The organism is Paucibacter sp. B2R-40, assembly GCF_025717555.1.
GTDB lineage: Bacteria > Pseudomonadota > Gammaproteobacteria > Burkholderiales > Burkholderiaceae_C > Paucibacter_A.
The window spans coordinates 575,202-598,951 of sequence record NZ_JAJIRP010000001.1; the positions used below are offsets into that span (position 1 = coordinate 575,202).

The window sequence follows — 23,750 nt, forward strand, 5'->3', positions numbered from 1 at the left end:
ACAAAATAAGTGATGCCCAAAGAAATCTTGGCCCCTTTGCTTGGTCCTGCACGCCTGCTGGCGCTGGTCTTGCTGACTTTGCATCTCAGCGCCTGCCAAAGCCCGATACGGCTGATGCCTACCCCGGTGAGTTTCAGGACCGGTGCTGTCGATCCCTTTGCACAGGCTGGCGCCACCTTGCACGGCACCGAGGTGCCGGTGCTCTATGTCACCAACCGAGGCGCAGTGATAGAGAAGCCCGAGCCGATCCACACCATCTTGCCCAGTGAGCGTCTGCGCATGGGCGTGGCCCATGTGCGCATTGGCGATGAGGCGCTCGATTGGGAAACTTTGCACCGGCTCTCCACCAGCGATGACAGCGACGAGCGCCCCGTCGTGCAGCTGGAGTGGCTGGAACAAATGGCGTCCTTGGGCGCAAAGCAATCTGTGGCCGACTCGGTCGACGCGCAAGCCTTCTTTGCGCTCTTGAACAAGGCCCTGGCGTCCAGCGAGAGCCAGGAACTGGTCATTTACGTGCACGGTTCCAACAACACTATGCCGCGCGCGGCGGCGCAGGCTGCGCAGCTGCGCCATTTCACAGGGCGGCGGGTGGTGGTGCTGTCGTTCTTGTGGCCCTCGGCGGGTTCCTTGCTGAAGTACTTCACCGATGTTGGCAACGCCAAGGCTTCGGTCGAGCCATTTGTTCGTCTGCTTGAACTGGTGGCCGAGCACTCTAAGGCATCAAGCATCGATGTCTTGGCCTATAGCGCCGGCGCACAGATCGTCAGCCCGGCCTTGGCGCAGTTGGGCCAGTCGGCGCGGCCGGGTGAATCGCGTGAACAGTTGCGTAAGCGCCTGCGTTTGAATCACATCTATTTCGCCGCAGCAGACATCGACACCCGCCGCTTCACCGATGAATTGAAACATTATGTGGATATGGTGCAGCGGGTCAGCAATGCCGGCAATCTGAACGACTCGGCCTTGCGCTTTTCTGCCTTGGTCAATCGTGCTTCACGTATCGGGCGCCTGGACCCGACCGAGCTCGACGCCGAACAGTCCAGCTTCTTGATCGATGCTTCGCGGGACTATGGCTTCGATCTGATCAAGGTTGACCCGAGCGCCATCCCCAAATTGCCGCAACGCTCCCATGCGTTCTGGTATGAAGACCCCTGGGTCAGCAGTGACCTGCTGGGCCTGCTCTTGCTCAATGCGGCGCCCGATCAGCGCGGCCTGGAGTCGCAAAGCGGCCCGCGTGGCGCGCGCTACTGGACCTTTCCACCGGACTTCGATCTGCGCGTCAAACAATTGTTCAAGCCGGCCGTCGAGGCGCGTATCGAGCAGGAAGCCGGCCTGAGCAAATAGCGCTGCGAGGGCGGCGGATCTATTCGATCATGCCGCGCGTCTGTGCACCTTCGGCGTTAGCGAATTTGGCCATCGCCGTCTTCATCGGCCGAAAGCCCAGCTTGGCGTAGAAGGGCTGCTTGCCAGGTGCTGCATAGAGCATCACATTGGCTGCGCCGGCTTGCTGGGCCAGCGAGTCCATGATGGCTTTGCCCAGGCCTTTGCCCTGATGTTCGGGCAGCAGGGCCAGGTCGTAAATGACCGTCCACAGGACCCGATCAGTCAGCGCTCGGCCGGCTCCGATCAGGACACCGTCGACACGGGCAAAGCAGCACACTTGGCTGTTCCTGAAGCTTGTCTCAAGCAGCGCCGGATCTCGGCTGCCGAGCGGCGCGCGCTCGAATACATTTGCAAGCCAGTGCCAGTCAATACCGTCTAATTGCGGACTTAGCTGAAGTTTCAACGCTGCAACTCCTGTAGCCGCACTTTCACCGCCGGCCACTCGCTGTCGATGATGGAGAAGTAGACGGTGTCCCTGACGCGGCCGGTGTCGGTGACGATATGACGGCGAAAGATGCCCTCTTGCGTCGCCCCAATGCGCGCAATCGCCGCGCGCGATTTGTCATTCAAGAAGTCGGTCTTCAGCTCGACCCGGTGCGCGCCAAGCGTCTCGAAGGCGTGCGTCAGCAACAGCGTCTTGGCCTCGGTGTTGACGCAGCTGCGCTGCCAGGCGGGAGCCACCCAGGTCCAGCCAATCTCCAGGCGCCGGTCGCGCAGCGATATATTGCCGAAACGGCTGCTGCCGACTACCGGGCCGCTTGCTTGATCCGGCCCGGCCAGCACCAGCGCGAATGGCAGTGCAAGGCCGCTCGCTTGATCCTTTAGCGCCGATTCGACATAGGCGCGCATGTCTGCGGCGGTGCGCACCTGGCTGGGCACCCAGCGCCACAACTCGGGCACCAGCCCGATGGTGCTCAGCGCATCGACATGGGCGAGGCTCAAGGGTTCTAAGCGCAGGCTCGGCCCTTGCAGGGTGACGGGCGCTACTTGCATCGGGGAGATAGTCATCATCATGGCGAAGTGTTCTTGGTCAATAGGAGCAGCTGAGTTAAAGACCCAAATGAGCCATCCAGGCGCCAATGTCTTGTTCGGCCGCTGAACCGGCCAGCATGGCGTCGCGGATACGGCCACGCTCGACGGCGCTGCGGTTCTGGCTGAGTTTGAACTTGCCCTCCCAACGCCGAATATGCAGGCGGAAGCCGACGATGGCGCCTAGCATCTTGGCTTGAAAGTCGTCCGGCAAATCGCGCCACTGCGCCGCATAGCCGGGTTCATGTTGGGCGATCAGGCGCTTGAGCAAGGCGTCCTTGGCCTGTGCGTCATCGATCAGCTCCAACTCGCCGTAAACATGCACGGCTGCGTAATTCCATGTCGGCACGGCCAGTTGGCTGTCATAGTGGCGCGGCGACACATAGGCACCCGGGCCGCTGAACACAGCCATCACGTCCTTGCCCTGCGCGTGCAGGCCGGCCAGCCAGCCCCAATGCGGATTGGCGCGCGCCATATGGCCTTCCAGCAAGATGTCGCAGCCGCTTCTTGCGGAGCTTTCATCCAGCAAATTCAAGGGCAGATGGCTGCCGAAACTCTGGCCGTCGGCGTCCGGGCCAATCAGCAAGGCCAAGGGGCAAAGCGTGATCATGCGGCCGATGTTTGCAAAGTCTTTGGAAGCGAAATGAGCGGGCATATACATGGCGGGCTGTCCTGGCGGCAATCAAGAAGTTAAGCGGCAGGCGCAGAGCATATTCGCCCTTTTGGTACGATCAAAGATCCACTTTATGTGAATATCATGGATCCAATCCAGCACGCCAGTTTGACACTGGACCCCGCCGGCATGAGCTTGCAGCCCGGCCAGGGATTGGCCCAGCAAATCCATGCGCAGTTGAAAGACAAGATCCTGCACGGCGCTTTGGCCGCGAGCGCACGCCTGCCCACTACGCGCGAGTTGGCGTTGGCGCTGCAGGTCTCGCGCAATACCGTGGTGCGCGCTTACGAGGCTTTGATCAGCGAAGGCTTCGTGGTCGGGCGTGCGGGGTCGGGCTGCTTTGTGGCGGAGATCGCCAAGCTGAGCCAGCCCGCAGCGGGCAAGCTGCCTTCGCCAGAGCGAGGGGCGGCGGCGCCGCACACCGATTTGTGGGCGCGCCTGCAGAGCTTCGAGCCTGCGCCGACCGTCGGCCTGCAGGCGCGTGCCTTCCGCCATGGCCTGCCGGCTCTGGATCTTTTTCCGCACGCCTTGTGGTCCCGTTTGCAAGCGCGCTTTTGGCGCGAGCAATCGCGGTCCGCCTTATGGCACCCGCACCCAAACTCGCAGTCGCAGTCGCAGTCGCAGTCGCAGTCGCAGCAGCGCAAGGCGGTGAGCCTGAGCTATGGCGAGCCGGCCGGCCTGCCGCGGCTGCGCGAGCTGATCGCTGCCTACCTGAGCCACTCGCGCGGCCTGCAATGCGGCGCCGATCAGGTGATCATCACGGCCGGCTCGCAGCAAGCGATCGCGATGGCCGCCCTTGCCCTGACGCAGCGCGGCGACCGGGTCGGCATGGAGTCGCCCGGCTACCGCGCGGCGGCGGCGGCTTTGGGCTTGAGTGGTGCCAAGGTCGTGCCGGTGCCGCTCGATAGCCAAGGCCTGCGCACCGGCGCTTTGCAGGCCTTGGGGCGGCTGGCCATGGTCTACACCACGCCCTCGCATCAGTACCCGACCGGCGTGGCGATGAGCTTGCAGCGCCGTTTGGAATTGCTGGACTGGGCCGAACGCGAGCAGGCCTGGATCTTGGAGGATGACTACGACGGCGAATACCGCTTCAAGGGTGTGCCGCTGGCGCCGCTGGCCACATTGGCCGCGCAGGCCAGTGGCAACAATCGCCAGCGCACGCTCTACATCGGCAGCTTCTCCAAGCTCTTGTTCCCAGGCTTGCGCCTGGGCTACCTGGTGGCGCCCGCTGCCTGGCTGCCGACGCTGGCCAAGCTGCGCGGTGTGCTGGACCGGCAGTCATCGACTGCCGACCAGGTAGTGATGGCCGACTTTATGGCCGAGGGCCACTTTCTGCGCCATGTGCGGCGCATGCGGCGCGCCGCACTGGAGCGGCGTGACACGTTTTTAAGCGCCTGGGCGCAAGACTTGAGCCCGAGCTTGCCGGCCGAACTGCGTGCGTTGTCGCTGCAGCCCATTGATGCAGGCCTGCAGGCTTTTTGGCCCTTGCCTTCGCGGGCTTTGGAAGCTCGGCTGGTGGCTGCTGCGGCAGCGGTCGGCATCGAGCTGGGGGGCTTGTCCCTGGTCGGCGGATTGCCAGCGCATAGCCAAGAGGCCGGGCTGGTGTTTGGCTTCGCCTCAGTCCCGCCGGCCGAGATACGCCGGGCGCTCAAGCTGCTGGTACAGGCTTGGCGGCCGCTTTGGGGGTAAAACTGGCCCGACCGCTCAGCCGGGCCTCAGACTCAAGCCAGATTCAACTCAAATCGACTTGCGACGACGCGCCAGTAAGCCCACTGCGCCCAGGCCGGCCAGCATCAAGGCATAGGTCGATGGCTCAGGTACGGCTGCGGCCAGATTCAAGTTGTTGATGGTCGGCCAAGCGGCGACACCCAGGAACACCCGCTCCACGGTCAGGGAGCTGATGGCGCTGTTGGAGACAAAGCCCAGGAAAGAGGACTGCGTGGTGCTGGTCAAAGTCTGCTCGGTGACGCCGTCGGCATCGGTCAGCTTCAGCTTGATGGTCTGCCCAGCCAGGAAGGCGCCGGCAGCATTGCTGCCAAAGAACAGGCCGCCTACGCCGCGCACATCGGCGCCGAAATGGTCAAACACGATGATGCCGTTGGAAGCGTTGGCGCTCAGCCAGACATCACTGCCCGAGTTGGAGGGCCAGAAATCGGTACTCGTCGGGTGGTTGACGCTGGCTTGGTAGGCATGGCTGCCAGCGTTGCGATCCAAAGGACCTTCGATCGGGCCGGAGGGGTCCAGGTCATCGAAACTGTCGGTGCCGATAGCGGTCGTGGCGGCAGTGAAGCTGGCCAGCGTGGCGTAGGTCGTCACGGTCGCCTGGGCTGCGCCAGCGATGCTCAACAGGGCGGCCAGGGCCAGTGGTTTGATCAGCAAGTTCTTGGTCATCTCGGGGTCACTCCTTTAGGTTTTTGTTTACCGCTTGAATTCAATGCTATGACTGAAAAGAGGCAACGCAATAATCCTTCCTCGCCACCTCTGCAGCAACTGGTGTATTCAATTAATGGCTAATGCCTAAAGGTCAACCCGATGAGTCTGGCGCGCTCTCGTTGACGCAGACCTGGGTAAACACCAGGCTCAAATCTTGCCCGTGAAAATCCGCCCCAGCCAGCCCAAGTACCAGTCCAGCAGGGCCTGCCAGCGACTCTTTGCTGCAGCCTTTGCTTCTGCCGCCGCTGCCGGCGACGCCAGTCCATAACGCGCTTGCAGCGCGGTGTTGAAGGCCGCAAAAAACTCGCCTGCCATCTTCTGTGCCGCCATATCGACCAGGCGCGAGCCGATCTGCGCGATCTTGCCGCCGACGCTGGCTTGCACCTCGTAATGCAAGAGTGTCTGGGCGGCCCCTTGCGCCTCCAGGCGGACTTGGGCGCTGCCCTTGCCGTGGCCAGCTGCGCCGCCATGGCCTTCAAACGCGAGCTTGTAGCTGTTCGGCGGCTGCAGGTCGGTCAGTTTCAACTTGCCCTTGAACTTGGCCTTGACCGGGCCGATGGCGACGGTCATCAAGGCCTCGTATTCATGCTCAGCGATCAAACTCAAACTTTCACAGCCGCTGATGCTGGCCTTGAGCAGCTCGGCGTCATTGAGCGCGGCCCAGGCTTGGGTTTGCGAGACGGGCAGGGTTTCTTGGCCGGTCAGATTCATGGTTTGGATTCACTTGTTGCCAGTAGGTTCATCAGCGCTTGCAGACTGGCCAGATTGTGGACCGGCAAATGCTGCGTCACCTCGGGCAGCAAGGCGCGCACGCCGGCCGCCTTGGGCTCAAAGCCCTCAAAGCGCAGCAGCGGGTTCAGCCAGAGCAGGCGCCTGCAACTCAGACGCAGGCGTTGCGCCTCAAAGGCCAGGCGCTGGCAGGCGGGGTCATGCTCGCTGCCTTGCTCCAGCCCGTCGGTGATCAGCAGCACGGTGGTATTGCTGTTCAGCACGCGGCGCGCCCAGTGCTGGTTGAACTGCTGCAGACAGGCGCTGATGCGGGTGCCTCCCGACCAGTCTTGCACCCGCTGCGACACTGCGTTGACCGCAAGATCGGGGTCGCGCTGTTTCATCAGGCGTGAAATTGGCGTCAGGCGAGTACCGAAAACGAAGCTGTCGACCTGGGTCGACTGCCGCTGGTGGTTGGCATTGGCAAGGCCATGGGCCAAATGCAAGAGCATGCGCGAATAGCGGCTCATCGAGCCCGAAATATCGGCCAGGATCAGCAGCGGCGCCAGGCGCTCGCGCGGCCGCTGCCGCAGCAGCGCGAGCGAGGCGCTACGTGCCTGCGCGCGCAGGCTGGCGCGCCAATCCAAGCGGCCGCTGGCTGCGGCCTGCCAGCGCCGTGTCGCGATGGGCGGTAGCAGCGCCCCGAACTGAGTCAACAGGCGCTTGGCCAGTAGCCATTCTTCGCTCGTCATGGTGTCAAAGTCACGCTGGCGCAGTTGTTCACGCTCGCTCCAGCTCAGAGGCGCGTCGATTTCGATCTGCTGCTCGGCATCGCGCCGGTTCTCGGCCGCGTCGGGTGCGTGAGGAAACAGCGCCTGCGCCAGCCGGCGGTTCTCGGGCAAGGCGGGTATGCCTGACTTGGCCTGCACCTGCGGCAACAGCATGCGCATCACCCGGCCGAGCAGATCGGGGTCGCGCCAGAAAATGTGGAAAGCCTGATCGAACAGCACGCGGTGTTCGGCACGGTCCAGCAAGCAGGCCGACAGGGTCGCGTGAAAGTCCTGGCGCGAGCTCAGGCCGGCCACTTCCAGCGCTTGCAAACTCAGCAGCACGCGGTCGCTGCCCACCGCCATGCCGGCCTCGCGCAAGACGCGGGCAAAGTGCATGACGTTGGCGGCCAGGTGATCAGACACGGCCGCTCATGACTTGGGCTTGCACCTGTTCCAACAGCTGCGCGGCCTCCGAGCCTTGCACCCGCACGATATCGTCCTGGTATTTCAACAGCACGCCCAAGGTCGACTGCAGTGTCGCTGGGTCCAGCACCAGGGCATTCAGCTCCAGCAAGGCGCGCGACCACTCGAGGGTCTCGGCAAGGCCGGGCAGCTTGTAGAGATCCAGCCGCCGCAGGCCCTGGATGAAAGCGACGATCTGCTGCGCCAGCCGCTCCGGCACGCCGGGCAGGCGCAAACGCAGGATCTCGAATTCACGCGCCGCGTCGGGGAAGTCCACCCAGTGATAGAGACAGCGCCGGCGCAGCGCGTCGTGAATCTCGCGTGTGCGGTTGGAGGTGATGATGACAATGGGCGGCAGCAAAGCCTTGATCTCACCCAGCTCGGGGATGGTGATCTGGAACTCGCTCAAGACTTCGAGCAAATAGGCCTCAAACGCCTCATCCGCACGGTCCAATTCGTCGATCAGCAAGACCGGCGCGACCGCGTTGGCCGGATCAATCGCTTTGAACAGGGCGCGCGGAATCAAGAAACGCCGCGCGAACAGATCCTCGCTCAGCGAGGCCTTCTGTACGGAGCCTTCGGCCAGCCGGATCTCCAGCATCTGGCGGGCGTAATTCCATTCGTAAGCGGCAGCGTTGAGGTCCAGGCCTTCATAGCATTGCAGCCGGATCAGGGGCCTGTCCAGCATCAAGGCCAGGGTCTTGGCGATCTCGGTCTTGCCGGTGCCCGGCTCGCCTTCCAGCAGCAACGGCCGCTGCAGGCGCAGCGCGAGAAAGGTGGCCGTGGCCAACTCGCGTTGCGCCACGTAGCCATGTGCCAGCAGCAGCGCCGCAGTGGCGTCTATCGAGTCCGGCAGCGCTGGCGCCAGGCTCACGGGCAAGCGGCCACTGCGCGCCCTGCCAGCACCGGGATCAGCGCAGCCCGGTAGTCGGCCGAGCCGTGCAGATCGCTGTTGAGCTTGGCCGGGCTGATGCTGACAGCCATCGTCGCGCCCGGGCTCCACTTGGCGCTCAAGGCCGCCTCCAAGGCGGTGGCGCGGAACACCCCGGCTCCTGCGCCGGTGACGGCCACGCGCACGCCGGTGGCGGTCTGGGCGACGAACACGCCGACCAGCGAGAAGCGCGAGGCCGGCTGTTTGAACTTCTGCCACGCTGCTTTGGCCGGCACCGGAAAACTGACCGAGGTGATGATCTCGCCTGGCTGCAAGGCCGTCTCAAACATGCCGAGGAAGAAATCATCGGCGGCGATGCTGCGCCGGTCGGTGTAAATCGTCGCGCCCAGGCCCAAGACTGCGGCCGGGTAGCAGGCGGCCGGGTCGTTATTGGCCAGGCTGCCGCCCAAGGTGCCACGGTTGCGCACCTGGCGGTCGCCGATGCGGCCGGCGAGATCGGCCAATGCGGGGATGGCTTGCTGGACTTCCTTGCTGGCGGCCACCGCCGCGTGCGTCGTCATCGCGCCGATCACGACATGGGCGCCCCTCACCTCATCATTCACGCGAATGCCTTTCAGATCGGCCAGCCCGCCCAGGTCGACCAAGGCCTCGGGCGCGGCCAGACCGAGCTTGATCGCGCCGAGCAAGGACTGACCCCCGGCGATCAGCTTGGCTTCGGCCGCCGCCGTCTTGCTGCTGGCATCCGCCAAGGAGCTGGCTTGGGTATAGGTGAAGCTTGTCATGTGCATTCTCCTCAACAGTTCAGCGTGTCGCTTGAATGGCTTGCCAGACCGCATGCGGCGTGGCCGGCATCGCAATGTCCTTGACGCCGATCGCGTCGCAGATCGCGTTGATGACGGCCGGCGGCGAGCCGATGGCACCTGCCTCGCCGCAGCCCTTGACGCCCAGCGGGTTGTGGGTGCAGGGTGTGCCTTTGGCGGTCTTGATCTGGAAGCTGGGCAGGTCATCGGCGCGCGGCATCGCGTAGTCCATATAGCTGCCGGTCAGCAACTGGCCGCTGTCCACGTCATAGATGCCATGCTCCAGCAGCGCCTGGCCTATGCCCTGGGCAATGCCGCCCTGCACCTGGCCTTCGACGATCATCGGGTTGACGATATTGCCGAAGTCGTCCACCGCGCTGAAGCGGTCCACCCGCACATGGCCGGTCGCCGGGTCCACCTCGACCTCGCAGACATAGCTGCCGGCCGGGTAAGTGAAGTTGGTCGGGTCGTAAAACGCGTTCTCGTTCAGACCCGGCTCCAGCTTGTCGAGCGGGTAGTTGTGCGGCACATAAGCCGTCAGCGAAACGGCGGCAAAAGGCACGCTGCGGTCGGTGCCGGCGACCTTGAAGACACCATTCTCGAATTCGATGTCGGTGTCGGCCGCCTCCAGCAGGTGGGCGGCGATCTTCTTGCCCTTGGCGATCACCTTGTCCACCGCCTTGACGATGGCCGTGCCGCCGACCGACAGCGAGCGGCTGCCGTAAGTGCCCATGCCGAACAAGACCTTGCCGGTATCGCCATGCTGGATGTCCACGTCCTCGAACGGGATGCCCAACTTGTCGGCCACCACCTGCGCAAACGTCGTCTCGTGGCCCTGGCCATGCGAGTGGCTGCCGGTGAAGATGGTCACTTTGCCGGTCGGATGCACGCGCACCTCCCCGGCCTCGAACAGTCCGGCGCGCGCGCCCAAGGCGCCGGCAATATTCGACGGCGCCAGCCCGCAGGCCTCGATATAGGTCGAGTAACCGATGCCGCGCTTGAAGCCCCGGGCCTCGCTCTCGGCACGGCGGGCTGCAAAGCCGGCCACATCGGCCAATTCGATCACGCCGTTCAATGTCGCGTCATAGTCACCGATGTCATAGCTCAGGCCCACCGGCGTCGCATAGGGGAAGCTGCGGATGAAGTTGCGCCGGCGCAGTTCGGCCGGGTCGATCTTGAGTTCGCGCGCGGCCGTTTCGACCAGCCGCTCCACCACATAAGTGGCCTCGGGGCGGCCCGCGCCCCGGTAGGCATCGACCGGCGCAGTGTTGGTGAACACGCCCGTGACCTCGGCATAAATGGCCGGCGTCATGTATTGGCCGGCCAGCAGCGTCGCGTACAAAATCGTCGGCACGCTGCTGGCAAAGGTGGACAGGTAGGCCCCCAAATTGGCCGTGGTGTAGACCCGCATGGCGAGGAACTTGCCGTCCGCATCCAGGCCCAGTTCGGCCACGGTCGCGTGGTCGCGGCCATGGGCGTCGGTCAGAAAGGATTCGCTGCGCTCGGCGGTCCATTTGATCGGCCGGCCGAGTTGGCGCGTGGCCCAGGTCAAGGCGGTCTCTTCACCGTAGAGAAAAATCTTGGAGCCGAAGCCGCCGCCCACATCGGGTGCCACCACGCGTACCTTGTGCTCGGGAATGCCGAGCACAAAGGCGCACATCAAGAGCCGCTCAACATGCGGGTTCTGGTTCGCGACATAGAGCGTCCAGCTTTCGTCGCCGGGGTTGTAGGACGCGTTTGCAGCACGTGGCTCAATTGCGTTAGGGATCAGCCGGTTGTTGCGGAACTCCAGTCGGGTGACGTGAGCGGCGCGTACAAAAGCTGCATCGGTGGCGGCTTTGTCGCCGCAGCCCCAGGTGTAGCAGACGTTGTCCGGCGCCTCCGTGTGCACGCTGCTGGCGAAGTCTTTGGCGCGCGCCGTTTCGACCACCGGCAGCAGCTCCTCGTAGTCGACCTCGATCAGTTGCGCGGCAGCTTTCGCCTGCTCGTAAGTCTCGGCCACGACCAGCGCGACCTGGTCGCCGACATAACGCACCTTGCCATCGGCCAGCACCGGGTGCTTGGGCTCCTTCATTGGGGAGCCATCCAGACTCTTGATCAGCCAGCCGCAAGGCAGGCCACCGACCGTGCGGAAATGCTCGCCGGTGTAGACCGCCAGCACGCCCTCGGCTGCCGCCGCAGTGGCCGTGTCTATCGACTTGATCAGCGCATGGGCATAGGGTGAGCGCAAGAAATAGGCGTATGTCTGGCGCGGCAGCACGATGTCATCGGTGTACTGGCCACGCCCGGTCAGAAAGCGCGCGTCTTCGCGGCGGCGAATGCTTTGGCCAATCAAGCCGGGCTGTGCGGCGCTCATACCTTCGCTCCCATGGCGACGGCGCCGGTTTGCACCGCCCGGACAATGTTCTGGTAGCCGGTGCAGCGGCAGAGATTGCCCTCCAGCGCCTCCCTGACCTGAACTTCGGATTGGCAGCCATGGTGCGTCACCAAGTCCACCGCGCTCATCACCATGCCCGGCGTGCAGAAGCCGCACTGCAGGCCGTGACACTCCTTGAAGGCCGCTTGCATCGCGTGCAGCGTGCCGTCCGGCGCGGCCAGGCCTTCGATGGTGGTGACTTCGGTGCCGGCCGCTTGCACGGCCAGCATGGTGCAGCTCTTCACCGCACGACCGCTCACATGCACGGTGCAGGCGCCGCATTGGCCGGTGTCACAGCCAATATGCGTGCCGGTCAGGGCCAGGTCTTCGCGCAGCAATTGCGACAGCAGGCGATCGGGCGCGGTGCTGCGCGTGACCGACTTGCCGTTGACCTTGAGCGTAATCTTGTTTTGGCTCATCTCTCGTCTCCTAGAGGGTGGCAGATGGGCTTGTTTGGCCCACTTCATCATCCCCCGGGCCGCGAGCTCGCGCCATCTACGGTTTACCCGCCTGTATGCCTATACATAGGCCGATCAGAGTTGCTTGCAATGTGCCGACTTGGCACAGCACATCGAGCGCGGATCATGCGACCATGCAGGCATCTGAGCAACACAACAAAGGGCAAAGCCGCATGGAAAACTCACATCACCGCTTCAATGAGCTGTTCGCGCAACTGGGCTTGCCCAATGACGATCAGGGCATTCACGACTTCCTGACCCAGCACGCCCCGTTGGCGCCGGAGATTCGCCTGGGCGACGCGCCGTTCTGGAACGCCGCGCAGGCCGAGATGCTGCGCAAGGCTCGCCTTGATGATGCCGACTGGGCCGAGCTGGTGGATCAGCTTGATGCGGCGCTGCGCTACCAGGTTTGAGCTGCCTGGTTTCAACTTGCCTTTTTCTCATCGTAGGATCCCGGTCATGGATAACGTTGACTTGGATGTGTTGCGCCAGCTTGCTGCTTGGTCAAAAGCGGGTCGGGGCGTGGTGCTGGGCACGATCACGCGCACCTGGGGTTCGGCGCCGCGCCCGGTCGGCTCGGTGGTGGCCGTGCGGGATGACGGGCAAATCGCCGGCTCGGTCTCGGGCGGCTGTATCGAGGATGACTTGATCGCCAAGGTGCGCGAGGGCGCGCTGAATTTGACGGGCCCACGCTTGCAGCGCTGGGGTGTCGGTGCCGAAGAAGCCACCCGTTTTGGCCTGCCTTGCGGCGGCACCTTGGAGCTGATGCTGGAGCCACTGACCGGCGACTCGATGATGGACGAGCTGCTGGCCCGGCTGGACCGGGGCGAGCGCGTCTGCCGCACGCTGGATCTGGCCAGCGGCGCGGTGATCTTGAGCCCGCCGCTGGCCGGCGCTGATCTATTGACCCTCACCGAGCAAACACTCGTCAGCCATCACGGCCCGCAGTGGCGCTTGCTCGTCATCGGTGCCGGTCAAATGACGCGCTACCTGGCCAGCATGGCGCTGGGCCTGGACTATCAGGTCTTGATTTGCGACCCGCGTGAGGAATATGGGGACGGCTTTGACCTGGCCGGTGTGACGCTGACGCGCGAGATGCCCGACGATGTGGTGACCGCCTTCGCCCCCGATGGGCACAGCGCCGTGGTAGCGCTGACGCATGACCCCAAGCTCGACGACCTGGCGCTGATGGAGGCGCTCAAAAGCCCGGCTTTTTATGTCGGTGCGATCGGCTCGCGCGTCAATCAAAACAAACGCAAGGCCCGCTTGGCCGAGCATTTCGATCTGACACAGGAGCAGTTGGCGCGCCTGCATGGCCCGGTCGGCCTGCATATCGGCGCCCGCACGCCACCCGAGATTGCGCTGTCCATACTCGCCCACATGACGGCGGAACGCTACGGTGTTAGCTTGAGCAGCTCACAGCTGCGCTCGGGCACAGAACAAGGCGGCTGTGCGGTCTGAATTGCTGGCGGCGCTGCTGGCTCTGACTGGCCTGACGGCAGGCGCGGCCGAGTCGGTGCGTGAGCAAGAGATTGCCGAATGCCGGCCCGGTGAAATCGCCACCTGGGCCGATGGCCGCGACCGCCCGGCGTTGAGCAATCCGCTGTTGTTTGTCTATTGGAATTCCGGTGCACCGGCTTGGTTTTCGGACGAGAAGTTGATGCAAGTGCTGGAGCGCTCCAGCAAAGCCTGGGCCGGATGCGGTATTCCCAGCCGGGTCCTGGCCCTGGTCGGCAATGCCCCACTGCCACCCGGCGCGGTGGTGGTGCAGTGGAGCGAGGCCGGCAGCCGGGGCAATTTCGGCCTCGCGAACCTGGGCCAGCGCACTTTGGCGCTCAGCCCGGCCATGTTTCAGCTGCTGCGCACCCGCAACCCGAGCTATCCGGCCGAGCAGACCTTGCAGATGGTGGTTTCGCACGAAATGGGACATTTCTTCGGTTTGATGGCGCATTCTCGGCGCTGCGTTGACGTCACGTCTTATTACAACGATGGCAAGGGCGGCAGCTGCTTCGCCCGCGACCTCTCGCAGCTCAAGTCCGTGGTCGAATACCGCTCCATCCTGCCCACCGCTTGCGACATCCAGCGCTGCCGCCTGGCCAATGGCTTGCCGGCCAAACCGCAATAGCGTTGTCGGTGAGCAAAATCACCCGTTCTTTTTTGTACTCTGGTGTTTCTCCATCATGAAGTTATTCAGTTCCGTGGCCAAGGCTGGCCTGGTTGCAGCGAGCTTGTGCTGCTCGGTGCTTGCGCTGGCCACAGTCCCCGACTATCTGGCCGGCAGGGCTCTGCTCGGCAAGGCCCAGCAAACGAGCAGCAATCAGGAGCGGGACCTGGTCTATCGCTGGCTGTTTGCCAGCGATGATCTGGCCGAGATCGAACGGCGCACGCGCTTCGCGCTGGAGACCGCGTCTAAGCATCTGATGCTCCCTGCCGACTTGCAAGCGGCCGGCCGGCTGGCGCTGGAGCAGCGCAAGTTCGAGCGCGCGCTGAGCGCATTTGCGCAGGCGTTGTCGCACCCCAAGGCGCAGCCAAAGGACAAGGCCGCCGCCCTGATGGGCCTGAGCCAAGTCGCGCTGCAGCAGCGCGACTATGAAGGCGCGCTCAAAAAGGCGCAGGCCAGCGTCAAGCTGAAGCCGACAGCGGATGGCCTGATGGCACAGGCCGACGCCTTGATTCGCCTGGGCCGCACGGCCGAGGCCATTGCCGCAGCCGAGCGCGCGGTGGCGCTGGAGCCTCAGCATGAGATGGCGCATTACCTGCTCGGCAACGGCTATGCGCGCAAGAACTACAGCGAACTGGCCGCGCAGCAGCCGGCCGCGTTCGCGCAGGCGCAGCAGCTGACACGCCAGGCGTCCGACGCTTTTGTGGCCGGCGACTTCAAACGCGCTGCCGCGCTGAGCGAGCAAGCCCTGCGCCTGCTGCCGGGCTACGGCCGCGCCCATGCGGTGCTGGCCAAGGCACTGGAGTCGCAGCGTTTGACTTTTGATGTGCACCGCGCTGAGGCCGAGGCGCGTTTCGCCGCCACGCCCATGCCTGTAGTCCCAGGCATTGAGCGTTATGTCCTGAACTGGGCCGAGCTGTCACCGCGCCATCAAAAGCGGGTAGCGCTGTCCATCGCTCCGTGGAAGGCCTATGTGCCGGTGTTGGTGGAGGGTGGCGCCACGCATTTCATCAAGCCGCTTTACATGCGCTTGTCGGAAACGCCGGGCGCACAGGCGCTGAAGGACCAGCGCATTGGCTATGACTCGCGCCTTTGGGATGATGTGCGAGGTGCCGGCGGCTACAACACGGTGACCGGGATCGAGGATGTGGAACGCTCGATCTTTGACCGCTACAACACCGTATTGCACGAGCTAACGCATCAAGTGCATGGTGTGATGACGGGCGAGCAGACGCGCGAGATTCAAGCGCTGTATCGGCGCGCCAAGCTGCGCGACGACGCGACCAAGAACGGCTTTTTGTCGCGCTACGCCGGTGGCTCGGTGTGGGAATACTTCGCCGAGGGCGCCAACAGCCTGGAGACGCCGCGCCGCGACACTTTTGACAACCGCGAGATCGTGCGTGAGCGCCTGGTCGAAATTGACCCAGAATTGCAGGCCCTGGTGGCCCGCTTCTTGAGCCAGCAAGACGTCAGCGCCAGCCTTCCGATCGCGCTGGTCAATGCCGGCAACCAAAGGCTTGAAGAGGGCGATGCCGCCAAGGCCTTGGCCTTGTATGCGCGCGCCGCGCAGGCGGCACCGCAGGATGCGGTGGTGCTGACGGCGCAATTGAGCGCACTCTCGATGAGCGGTGCCGAGCCTGCGGCCGTGCTGGCTCAGGCGGCGCAAGCGCAAGAGGCGCAGCCGCGCAGCGGGCCCTTGCGGGTGGCGGCAGCCGACGCTTTATGGCATGCCGGCCAGAGCCTGGCGGCGGTGACGGACACGCTGGCCGCCAGCCGGACCGGCTTGGCGACCGATGAAGACCGCTACCTGCTGGACTTGGCGTTGGGCGACCACTACCGCAAGCTCGGTGACGGCCCGCGCGCGCTGGCCGCTTTTGATGCCGCGCTGCAATACCAGTCCGACAGCCCCGAGGGTTTATGGGGCAGGGCTGCCGCGCTGGCCATGCTGGACGAGCGCTGGGACGAAGCGTTTGCCGTCTATGAGCAGGCCTTGCGCCTGCGCACCGGGGTGGTCGCACTGCGTGCCGATCTGGTGCAAGACCTGCTGCGCGCCGGCCGCTTTGATGCCGCGGCCAAGCAGCTGACCGAGGCCTTGTTGTTGGATGCCGATGACCCGCGTTTGGCTGCGCTGGGCGCCTGGCTGACGCTGGAGGGTAAAAAGGACGCCGAGGCGGCCTTGCCGAAGGCCGGTGCAGCGTTGGAGAAAGCGCCTTGGAATGATCTGGCCTTGATCGTCAAGGCTGCGGCCTTGAAGTCACTCGGCCGGCTTGAAGAGTCGCGCCAAGTGTTGGCACCGCTGCGCGAGCGTATGGCGAGCGGCGCGCCACCGCAGTGGTTGTACCTGGCCGACAAGTCGAGCTGGGTGTCGCTGCATGAGCTGCCGAATGTGGAACGGGGCTTGCTGAGGAGGTGGTTGGGCTCAGTGGGGCAATAGGCATAGCGGTGCAGCGGCTATGAATCAGCCTGTCTTGAATTTGCGCTTGCGACCGCACTCCGGCCAGGTTTGGCCGGTGCGCGCTAGAAAACTGGGCGCGAAAACTCGAATCTTTTAGACGCTATTGGCTATGAATTTATCGGATCAATTCCACTTGAATACGCTGGATGTCGCCGGCACCTTGAGCTGGATATTCTTGCTGGGAATTTTCGTCAAGGTGGTCAGCACGGTAGTCGGCGTGAAGCACCGTGCCTCCCCGTTTTTACCACCCGGCATGGGGGACTTGGTCTGGTGGCTCAGCAAACTCTCCGCACTGTTGGTCTGTATTTGTGCCTTTGCGCTCTCGTGGCTGGGCGACGATACGGGTGCAATGGCAATCTTCGGTGGGCTCTTTTTGCTAGCAGTGTCTCTGGTGTCGCTGTTTGCGATGAAGCGAATCAAGGGCGAGGGCCCCGGGCCAAGCCTATAGCCGGCTTTGTGCTCGCTGTGCGGCAGGCCGAGGCAGGCAGCCCATGGTGCTTGAGCAAGTCGGCAATACGACCCTTGCGGCAGAGATCGGTCAGGGCCGCATCAAAAGCCTGCCGGTCGTTGCGGCTGACGCGTTGCAAAGACAGACCAAAGCTGTAGCCAAAGCTCTTGGCCGTGCCGGCCGCTTGCAGGCCGCCGAAGCCCTCGCCGCGCATCAGCAGCAAGGCCATGCTCTCGTTGAGCAAGACCAAGCCCTGCTCACCGTAGCGGCCGGCCAGCAGTTTGCGCAAGACGGTGGGGTTGTCGGGCTCCAGCACCGTTTCTACATCCAGGCCCTGGGTCAGGTCGGCCAGAATCAAACTGGCGCCCGAGGGGCCGTACACGCCGACCTTATGGCCGACCAGCGAGTTCGGCCCTTGGTAGTTGAACTCTTGACCGGCGCGTGCGAAGAACATGTAGCGCGCATCAATCACAGGGGCCGAAATGTAGAAGAGCTTGCGCCGCGAGGGCAAATCTACAAAGGCCAGGATGCCATCGACCTCGCCACGCTCGGCGGATCGCAGCGCCCGCCGCCAAGGCAGCAACTCGACCTGACATTCGCGTTTGAGCTGCGCGCAGACCTCATGCAGCACCTCCACCATGGGCCCAGCGGCTTGGCCGCCTTGGGCATAGGTGTAAGGCGGGAAAGACTCGGTCACAAAACTTAGCGGCAGAGCGGCAGAAGTCGCACCGCAGATGCTCGGCCAAGCAAAGCTCATCGCCAGGCCCAAGCCAAGACTCACCAACATCTGACGCGCCATCAAATCCCTCCAATGCCGACCAAACAGGCCTTTGTGCTGGGGAGGCAGAGCGTCCCGAGTAGCAGGCTGATCGCGCAGCATAGTCGATGCCCCGCCTAGGATCTGGCGCGCCCCCAAGGTACGAAGTGGTTACAGCAAGTGCATGCAATACTTGCGCGCTGCGGCGCTGTGAGCCCGCTGCCGAGCTCGGTTTGCGTTCGATCTGATCACGCAATTTCCGCCGCCCGGCGCCACGCTGATCAATATCTCTTTTGTTAAGGACGCGCGATGAAGGTTGTGATTTTGAAGAATGCCGCTGAGGTGGCTGCATATGGCGCGCAGATATTCATCAAAACCATTCACGCCAAGCCTGCGGCGGTCTTGGGGCTGGCCACCGGATCTACGCCGCTGGCCCTGTACAAGGAACTGATTGCCGCCCGCAAAGCTAACAAGGTGTCCTTCAAGCAGGTCAGCACCTTCAACTTGGACGAGTACCTGGGCCTGGCGGGCACGCATCCGCAAAGCTACCGTTACTTTATGAATCAACAGCTGTTTGATCATATTGATATCGACAAGGCCAACACCGCCGTGCCGGCCGGCGACGCCGCTAATCCGCTGGATGCTTGCGCCGCCTATGAGGCCGCGATTTTCGCCAAGGGCGGCGTCGACGTTCAATTGCTCGGCATTGGTCGCAACGGCCATATCGGCTTCAATGAACCTTCATCATCATTGCGTTCACGCACCCGCGTGAAAACGCTGACGCGCGCCACCATCGAAGACAACGCGCGCTTTTTTGGCCCCGATGAGTTTCAACCGCATTTGTCGCTGACCATGGGTATTGGCACTATTCTGGAGTCCAAGAAAATCGTGCTTTTGGCGACCGGCGAGAGCAAGGCCGAAGCCATCAAGGCCACCGTGGAAGGTCCTTTGTCGGCAGCTTGCCCAGCTTCGGCGCTGCAGCTGCACGAGAATGTCATTGTGATCATTGATGAGGCGGCAGCAGGGAAACTCTCTGATATCGAATTCTTCAAACACATCGAAGCCGAAAATCAGAAGATTCTCAATAAGTATTCCGCCTGATATTGATTCCACTACCGGAGAATTGCGATGACTCAAAGCACCAAAGTTCTGGCTCTGTGCGGCAGCTTGCGCGCCAAATCATCGAATAAGGGCTTGCTGCGCTTTGCGCAAGCGAATGCGCCCGAAGGCATGATTATTGAAATTGCCGATTTGTCGGCCATTCCTTTTTACAACTCGGACATCACCGAGGTGCCGGCGGCGGTCACGCAATTGCTGGCGCAGTTTGCCGCAGCTGATGCGTTCATTTTTGGCGGCCCCGAGTACAACTACTCGATCTCGCCGGTGCTGAAGAACGCCTTGGATTGGGCCTCGCGGGCGCCGAACAATGCCTTGCTGGGTGGCAAGGCCGCCGCCCTCATGGGCGCCGGCGGCGGCATGGGCACCTCGCGGGCGCAATACCATTTGCGCCAGGTCTGCGTGTTCATCGACGTGCATCCGCTGAACAAGCCCGAAGTCTTCGCAAATGCCTTCGCCGGTCAGTTTGACGCCGACGGCAACCTCACTGACGACAAAATCAAGGACGGCGTCAAGGCGCAGTTGGCTGCATTGGCAGCTTGGTCTTTGCAGCTGCGCAAGTAGAGGACCTGAGCAGGCGCTTGGCCCCATAGACATTGATGGGCCGGCACTGGGCCTGAATCTCGGGCCGCCGCATGCGGGCAATCCGACTTTGTCGCAGCCTGTCACACCGACTTGCAGTCTGTCCTTGCTGGCTTGAGGCAGCCGCGCACCTGAACTACAGTGCGGCGACTCGGGCCAATCGGTGGAATTGGCCCTTTTGCGATTCCAAGGTCCGCTGCATGAACACTGCTTCTCTCCGCCGCCGTTTGGTCGGCGCCCTTGCCCTTGTCTTGACGCTCGGTTTATTCGGCGTTGTCGGTACGGCCAAGGCCGTAGCGCCGATTGACCAAGAGGGTTTTAGGCGCATAGGCGGCATCGATCAGTGGGTCACCCTTCACGGCCAAGACAGCAGCAAACCGGTGCTGCTGTTCTTGCATGGTGGCCCCGGCAACCCGCTCAGCCCTTTTGCCAAGAACATCTACGGCAAATGGAGTCGCGACTTCGTGCTGGTGCAATGGGATCAGCGCGGCGCCGGGCTCAGCTTTGGCAAAAACCCCGAGCAGGCACAAGACGTACTGACGCTGGAGCGCATGGTGGCCGATGGTCTTGAGCTGACGGAGCAGTTGCAGCAGCTATTCGGCCCGCGCAAGGTCTTGCTGATGGGCAGTTCCTGGGGCTCGGCGCTGGGCGTGCACATGGCCAAGCGCCGACCCGATTTGTTTGCCGCCTATGTGGGCACGGCGCAAATGGTCAGCGCACAGGCCAACGGTTTGGCCAGCTTCACGCAGACCTTGGCCTTGGCCGAGGCGGCTGGCGATGCAAGCACGGTCGCCGCGCTGAAAGCCATCGGCCCGCCGCCCCACCGCGACCCGCGCGCTTTCGGCGTGCTGCGCCGCGCCATTCGTGCTTACGAGGCCAAGGGCTGCACACCGGCGCCGCGCGATTGGTGGCAGGCCGAAGCCCGCTATCAGAGCGCCGAGGCCCAAGCGGCCACGGAAGAGGGCGAAGACTATTCTTTCTTGCAGTTCGTCGGTCTGGCCGGTGACGGCATGCTGTCCAAAATAAACTTGCCAGCGCTGGGTCCCGAGTACCGCATTCCCATGCATTTCATCCAAGGTGAGCAGGACCTGCTGACGCCGCTTGCGGTCACACAGGGCTTTGTGGACAGCATCCTGGCCCCCGAAAAATCACTCACCGTCGTGCCCTTGGCTGGCCACGACCCCAACCCAGCGCTGATTGAGGCGCAGCATCGCCTCCTGCTGCGTGCGGCGCAGCAGATGTCGAAAGAAAATTGACGCGGCGCTGGCGCCAATTGGAATCTGCCCATGGATTTTTCTGTCGCAATCGCTAGTCCTGATGAGCGCCCTGTCGTGCGCCACCTCTTGCAGCTCTACTTGCACGACTTCTCCGCGTTCGACGGCGATGATGTGAATGAAGCCGGCCTGTACCACTACCCCTGGGTGGAGGAATATTGGCAGGCACCGAAGGCGGCATTTGTTTTCAAAGTGGCAGGCCGCTACGCGGGTTTTTGCCTCGTCGATGGGGCGCAAGCCGGCTTGTTGCTGCCGGGCAGCGAGCATGCGATTTGCGAGTTCTTTGTGCTGCGCAAATATCGAAAAAGCGGCTTGGGCCGATTCGCCGCCGCCGCCGTTTTCTCCTCGCGCGCCGGGCGCTGGGAAGTGGCCGAGCATGCCAACAATCACGCAGCTCAGACGTTCTGGCGCCGCGTCATCGCTGACTTCAGCCGAGGCCAGTTCAGCGAGCAGCAGCTGAACAGCGATGACTGGCATGGCCCGGTGCAAAGCTTTGTCCAAGCCCCGACGGCCTAGTGCGATGGAAGAAAGCCGAACTTGAAGACACTCCAGACCGAACGCCTGCGCATTCGCCGCATGTCCGCCGCTGACGACGCGGCCTTTATGTTGAGCTTGCTGAATGACCCCAGCTGGCTGCGCTTTATTGGCGACCGGGGCGTGCGAAGCCTCGCAGACGCGCAAGCCTATATCGAGAACGGCCCGGTCGAGATGTATGGCCGCTTGGGCTTTGGCTTTTGCATGGTTGAAAGCAAGCAGCCGGCTGGACAGCGTTTGGGCGTTTGCGGCTTGGCGCAGCGCGACTATCTGGACTACCCCGACATCGGTTTCGCCTTCTTGCTGCAGCACGCGGGGCAGGGCTATGCGTTTGAGGCTGCCGCAGAGGTCTTGCGCTACGCGCAAGCGGAGCTTGGTCTCAAAAACATTCTCGCAACGACGCGTGTTGACAATCTGCGCTCTCAAAAACTGCTGGAGAAGTTGGGCTTGCGCTTCGAGCGCCAGATCCCGCACCCGGACGGCAGCGAGCGCCAGCTGATGGTGTATGCGATCAGAGCCTTGTAAAACCCAAGCGAGCCTGCAGCCCAGCTCCCTAAAATGCCAAGCAGCCCAGTCACGCAGGAGCAAGGCGCATGTCCAAAGCAGCAATCTCGGTTCGAATCTTCGGTTTTTACTTGCTGGGTTTGGGGGCCGTCCTGGTGGCGCTGCCCAATCTGCTGTTGAGCCTGTTTTTCATCCCGACGACCGACGAGGTGTGGATTCGGGTTGTCGGTGTCTTGGCTTTCAATATCGGCGTGTACTACCTCTTTGCCGCCAAAGCCGAGGCGCTGTCGGCGTTCCGCGCCTCGGTGTTGACGCGCGGCGTGGTCTTTCTGGCCTTTTTGGACTTTGTCTTGCTGGGCCTTGCGCCGCCGATGCTGGTGGCCTTCGGTGTGGTCGATTTGGCCGGTGCCGTTTGGACCTGGCGCGCCATGCAACAGCGCACTGATCCCTGAGCGAAGCCCGCTCAGCATTCTGGGTCGCCCATAATGGGCGCTCAACTCAGGAGTTAGCCCCATGGCAGGACCCGCCCGCGCCGGCGCATTGATTTATGCCCATAGTCTGGACAAGCTCTCGTCCTTCTACCAGCAGGTGCTGGGCATGAGCTTGTTGCACGCCAATGCCGAAATTCATGTGATCGCCTCGCCTGACTTTCAGCTGATCATCCATGCCTTGCCCGCGCATATCGCGGCCAGCTTCAGCATCGCGGCTCCGCCCGTACAGCGTGAGGAGCAGGCGATCAAGCTGTTCTTCAGCGTGGACAGTCTGGCGGCGGCCGCCGACCGGGCGCGTGCGCTTGGTGGCGACCTGTTCGGCCCGGTGTACGCGGGGCCGGGCTTCCAGATGCGCAATGCCTACGACTTGGAAGGCAATGTGTTGCAGCTGCGGGAGTGGCTGGCCTGAGGCTTGCGGGAGCCCAGGCCATCAAAACTGCGCCTGCAGCGACAGGTAGCTGCTGCGCTGCGCGGTCTTGTTGGCGATCTGGCCGAGGTCCAGATAGGCGGCCGTCAGATTCACGTTGGGGCTGAGCCACCAAGCCAGGAACAGGTCCATCGCGCGCGTCTCCGGCGCGGCGCTCAGCAAACTGGGCTTGCTGCGCCACTCGATACCGATGGCCACATTGTCACGTGGCAGCACGGCCAGGGACAACTCCAGCTGTGGGCGCAAAGCATCGCCACGGTCGCCGCCGAAGCCCAGCAAACCCATTTGATTGGCGCGTGTGCCGCGCAGGGTCAAATGGGTGAGCAGGTTGTAGCCGCCGGCAGCGCCCAGCCACAGCTTGGTGGCTGCCACATAGGGCTCGGTGTCAGCGCCATGTTTGGCGCCCAGCAATGTCGGTATGGCCATGTCGTGATTGCGCTTGTGCTGCAGGCCGATGGCGACTTGCGGGTGCCAGCTGTCGGCGTCATAGACGGCGTCACCCATCACCCGCCACTTCAACCCGAACACGTCCAGGCCGAGGTTTTGGCCCGGCACGGTGTCAGACAGACCGAAGTGCCAGCGTGCCAGCGACAGCTCGACACTGTCATACAAGCCCAGCGCCAGACCTGCTGCGTCCAAGGTGTAGCCGCCGCGCGTGTGCACCCGGGTGGCAAAAGCCGATGCGCCGATCTGGTCGCGGCTGCCGCCGCCGGCGATCAGCGCCCAGGGCGTCAAGCCGCCACCGGCCGCGCCTTCGATTTGACTGACGCCGGAGCTGCCCAGCAGCCGCTCGCCGGCGCCGGCTGGGCCGGCCCAAAGCGCCGCCAGCAGCAGCAGAGGAAGGTGCGGGCGATTCAGGGGACGGAGCGTCGCAGGCATGGTGTCTCAAGTTGGGCCGGGTGAAGTCGATACAGTTCGCGATAGGCGAGCGAATGAATTCACCATATGTCTGATCCCGTCATCGGACTTTTACCGCGCGG

General features: G+C 63.3%; 26 protein-coding genes. 14 read left to right on the forward strand and 12 right to left on the reverse strand.

Translation table 11 applies throughout. The features are described from left to right. Window positions 1-12 precede the first annotated feature (12 nt). Entirely contained in the window at window positions 13-1,341 is a 1,329-nt protein-coding gene (locus LNV09_RS02540; RefSeq protein WP_263555493.1) for an alpha/beta hydrolase, read from the forward strand. Window positions 1,342-1,360: 19 nt separating this feature from the next. On the opposite strand, the gene LNV09_RS02545 is transcribed toward LNV09_RS02540, so the two are convergent. The 3 genes from LNV09_RS02545 to LNV09_RS02555 are packed head-to-tail and all read right to left on the reverse strand — an operon-like array spanning window position 1,361 to window position 3,070. Next, the gene (locus tag LNV09_RS02545; RefSeq protein ID WP_263555494.1) at window positions 1,361-1,822 is read right to left on the reverse strand and encodes a GNAT family N-acetyltransferase; all 462 of its coding nucleotides are present in this window, start codon (window positions 1,820-1,822) and stop codon (window positions 1,361-1,363) included. After that, entirely contained in the window at window positions 1,780-2,391 is a 612-nt protein-coding gene (locus LNV09_RS02550) for a GNAT family N-acetyltransferase (RefSeq protein ID WP_318023269.1), read from the reverse strand. Before LNV09_RS02550 ends, LNV09_RS02545 begins: the two co-directional genes overlap by 43 nt. 37 nt (window positions 2,392-2,428) lie before the next feature. After that, window positions 2,429-3,070 (reverse strand): FMN-binding negative transcriptional regulator, encoded by a 642-nt coding sequence (locus tag LNV09_RS02555; protein ID WP_263555495.1) that lies wholly within the window; start codon window positions 3,068-3,070, stop codon window positions 2,429-2,431. A 96-nt stretch (window positions 3,071-3,166) separates the two neighbouring features. Between LNV09_RS02555 and pdxR the strand changes: the two genes are divergently transcribed. Continuing rightward, on the forward strand, window positions 3,167-4,771 hold the full coding sequence (pdxR, locus tag LNV09_RS02560; RefSeq protein ID WP_263555496.1) for a MocR-like pyridoxine biosynthesis transcription factor PdxR: 1,605 nt from the start codon (window positions 3,167-3,169) through the stop codon (window positions 4,769-4,771). Between the two features lie 48 nt (window positions 4,772-4,819). Here pdxR and LNV09_RS02565 read toward each other — a convergent pair whose 3' ends face one another. The 7 genes from LNV09_RS02565 to LNV09_RS02595 form a co-directional block, all read right to left on the reverse strand. Beyond that, window positions 4,820-5,473 carry a PEP-CTERM sorting domain-containing protein gene (locus LNV09_RS02565; RefSeq protein WP_263555497.1) on the reverse strand — a complete coding sequence of 218 codons (654 nt, stop codon included), beginning with the start codon at window positions 5,471-5,473 and terminating at the stop codon, window positions 4,820-4,822. 189 nt (window positions 5,474-5,662) lie between these two features. Then, entirely contained in the window at window positions 5,663-6,226 is a 564-nt protein-coding gene (locus tag LNV09_RS02570; protein ID WP_263555498.1) for an SRPBCC family protein, read from the reverse strand. Further along, window positions 6,223-7,416: a vWA domain-containing protein gene (locus tag LNV09_RS02575; protein ID WP_263555499.1), complete on the reverse strand. Its 1,194-nt coding sequence runs from the start codon at window positions 7,414-7,416 to the stop codon at window positions 6,223-6,225. The genes LNV09_RS02570 and LNV09_RS02575 overlap by 4 nt, the downstream gene beginning before the upstream one ends. Next, the gene (locus LNV09_RS02580; RefSeq protein ID WP_411969210.1) at window positions 7,409-8,323 is read right to left on the reverse strand and encodes an AAA family ATPase; all 915 of its coding nucleotides are present in this window, start codon (window positions 8,321-8,323) and stop codon (window positions 7,409-7,411) included. Before LNV09_RS02580 ends, LNV09_RS02575 begins: the two co-directional genes overlap by 8 nt. Window positions 8,324-8,325: 2 nt before the next feature. Continuing rightward, a complete protein-coding gene (locus LNV09_RS02585; protein ID WP_263555500.1) occupies window positions 8,326-9,129 on the reverse strand; it encodes an FAD binding domain-containing protein in 804 nt (267 codons plus the stop codon). 19 nt (window positions 9,130-9,148) lie between these two features. Continuing rightward, complete coding sequence (locus tag LNV09_RS02590) at window positions 9,149-11,503, reverse strand: xanthine dehydrogenase family protein molybdopterin-binding subunit (protein ID WP_263555501.1); 2,355 nt, start codon at window positions 11,501-11,503, stop codon at window positions 9,149-9,151. Further along, on the reverse strand, window positions 11,500-11,982 hold the full coding sequence (locus LNV09_RS02595) for a (2Fe-2S)-binding protein (RefSeq protein WP_263555502.1): 483 nt from the start codon (window positions 11,980-11,982) through the stop codon (window positions 11,500-11,502). Before LNV09_RS02595 ends, LNV09_RS02590 begins: the two co-directional genes overlap by 4 nt. A 212-nt stretch (window positions 11,983-12,194) precedes the next feature. On the opposite strand from LNV09_RS02595, the gene LNV09_RS02600 reads away from it, so the two are divergent. The 5 genes from LNV09_RS02600 (at window position 12,195) to LNV09_RS02620 (ending at window position 17,085) form a co-directional block, all read left to right on the forward strand. Next, a complete protein-coding gene (locus LNV09_RS02600; RefSeq protein WP_263555503.1) occupies window positions 12,195-12,434 on the forward strand; it encodes a DUF2789 domain-containing protein in 240 nt (79 codons plus the stop codon). Window positions 12,435-12,480: 46 nt separating this feature from the next. Beyond that, window positions 12,481-13,482, forward strand: a complete 1,002-nt coding sequence (locus LNV09_RS02605; RefSeq protein ID WP_263555504.1) for an XdhC family protein — start codon at window positions 12,481-12,483, stop codon at window positions 13,480-13,482. Then, window positions 13,472-14,146: a zinc metalloprotease gene (locus tag LNV09_RS02610; RefSeq protein ID WP_263555505.1), complete on the forward strand. Its 675-nt coding sequence runs from the start codon at window positions 13,472-13,474 to the stop codon at window positions 14,144-14,146. The genes LNV09_RS02605 and LNV09_RS02610 overlap by 11 nt, the downstream gene beginning before the upstream one ends. Before the next feature lie 55 nt (window positions 14,147-14,201). Continuing rightward, window positions 14,202-16,616, forward strand: coding sequence for a tetratricopeptide repeat protein (locus tag LNV09_RS02615; protein WP_263555506.1), 2,415 nt, complete (start codon window positions 14,202-14,204; stop codon window positions 16,614-16,616). Between the two features lie 154 nt (window positions 16,617-16,770). After that, entirely contained in the window at window positions 16,771-17,085 is a 315-nt protein-coding gene (locus tag LNV09_RS02620) for a hypothetical protein (protein ID WP_263555507.1), read from the forward strand. Here LNV09_RS02620 and LNV09_RS02625 read toward each other — a convergent pair. Further along, entirely contained in the window at window positions 17,054-17,884 is an 831-nt protein-coding gene (locus LNV09_RS02625) for a substrate-binding periplasmic protein (RefSeq protein ID WP_263555508.1), read from the reverse strand. The two genes, LNV09_RS02620 and LNV09_RS02625, sit on opposite strands and share 32 nt — an antisense overlap. A gap of 267 nt (window positions 17,885-18,151) precedes the next feature. On the opposite strand from LNV09_RS02625, the gene nagB reads away from it, so the two are divergent. The 7 genes from nagB to LNV09_RS02660 all read left to right on the forward strand — a co-directional run bounded on the left by nagB (window position 18,152) and on the right by LNV09_RS02660 (window position 22,752). Then, the gene (gene nagB, locus LNV09_RS02630; protein WP_263555509.1) at window positions 18,152-18,943 is read left to right on the forward strand and encodes a glucosamine-6-phosphate deaminase; all 792 of its coding nucleotides are present in this window, start codon (window positions 18,152-18,154) and stop codon (window positions 18,941-18,943) included. Window positions 18,944-18,970: 27 nt separating this feature from the next. Then, entirely contained in the window at window positions 18,971-19,522 is a 552-nt protein-coding gene (locus LNV09_RS02635) for an NADPH-dependent FMN reductase (protein WP_263555510.1), read from the forward strand. 218 nt (window positions 19,523-19,740) lie between these two features. Beyond that, the gene (locus LNV09_RS02640; RefSeq protein WP_263555511.1) at window positions 19,741-20,796 is read left to right on the forward strand and encodes an alpha/beta fold hydrolase; all 1,056 of its coding nucleotides are present in this window, start codon (window positions 19,741-19,743) and stop codon (window positions 20,794-20,796) included. A 30-nt stretch (window positions 20,797-20,826) separates the two neighbouring features. After that, window positions 20,827-21,330 carry a GNAT family N-acetyltransferase gene (locus LNV09_RS02645; protein WP_263555512.1) on the forward strand — a complete coding sequence of 168 codons (504 nt, stop codon included), beginning with the start codon at window positions 20,827-20,829 and terminating at the stop codon, window positions 21,328-21,330. A gap of 21 nt (window positions 21,331-21,351) precedes the next feature. Continuing rightward, window positions 21,352-21,873, forward strand: coding sequence for a GNAT family N-acetyltransferase (locus tag LNV09_RS02650; RefSeq protein ID WP_263555513.1), 522 nt, complete (start codon window positions 21,352-21,354; stop codon window positions 21,871-21,873). A 68-nt stretch (window positions 21,874-21,941) separates the two neighbouring features. Beyond that, window positions 21,942-22,304, forward strand: a complete 363-nt coding sequence (locus LNV09_RS02655; protein WP_263555514.1) for a hypothetical protein — start codon at window positions 21,942-21,944, stop codon at window positions 22,302-22,304. 61 nt (window positions 22,305-22,365) lie between these two features. Beyond that, window positions 22,366-22,752, forward strand: a complete 387-nt coding sequence (locus LNV09_RS02660; protein WP_263555515.1) for a VOC family protein — start codon at window positions 22,366-22,368, stop codon at window positions 22,750-22,752. Between the two features lie 21 nt (window positions 22,753-22,773). Here LNV09_RS02660 and LNV09_RS02665 read toward each other — a convergent pair whose 3' ends face one another. Continuing rightward, on the reverse strand, window positions 22,774-23,649 hold the full coding sequence (locus LNV09_RS02665) for a DUF3034 family protein (RefSeq protein WP_263555516.1): 876 nt from the start codon (window positions 23,647-23,649) through the stop codon (window positions 22,774-22,776). Window positions 23,650-23,750: the final 101 nt, after the last annotated feature.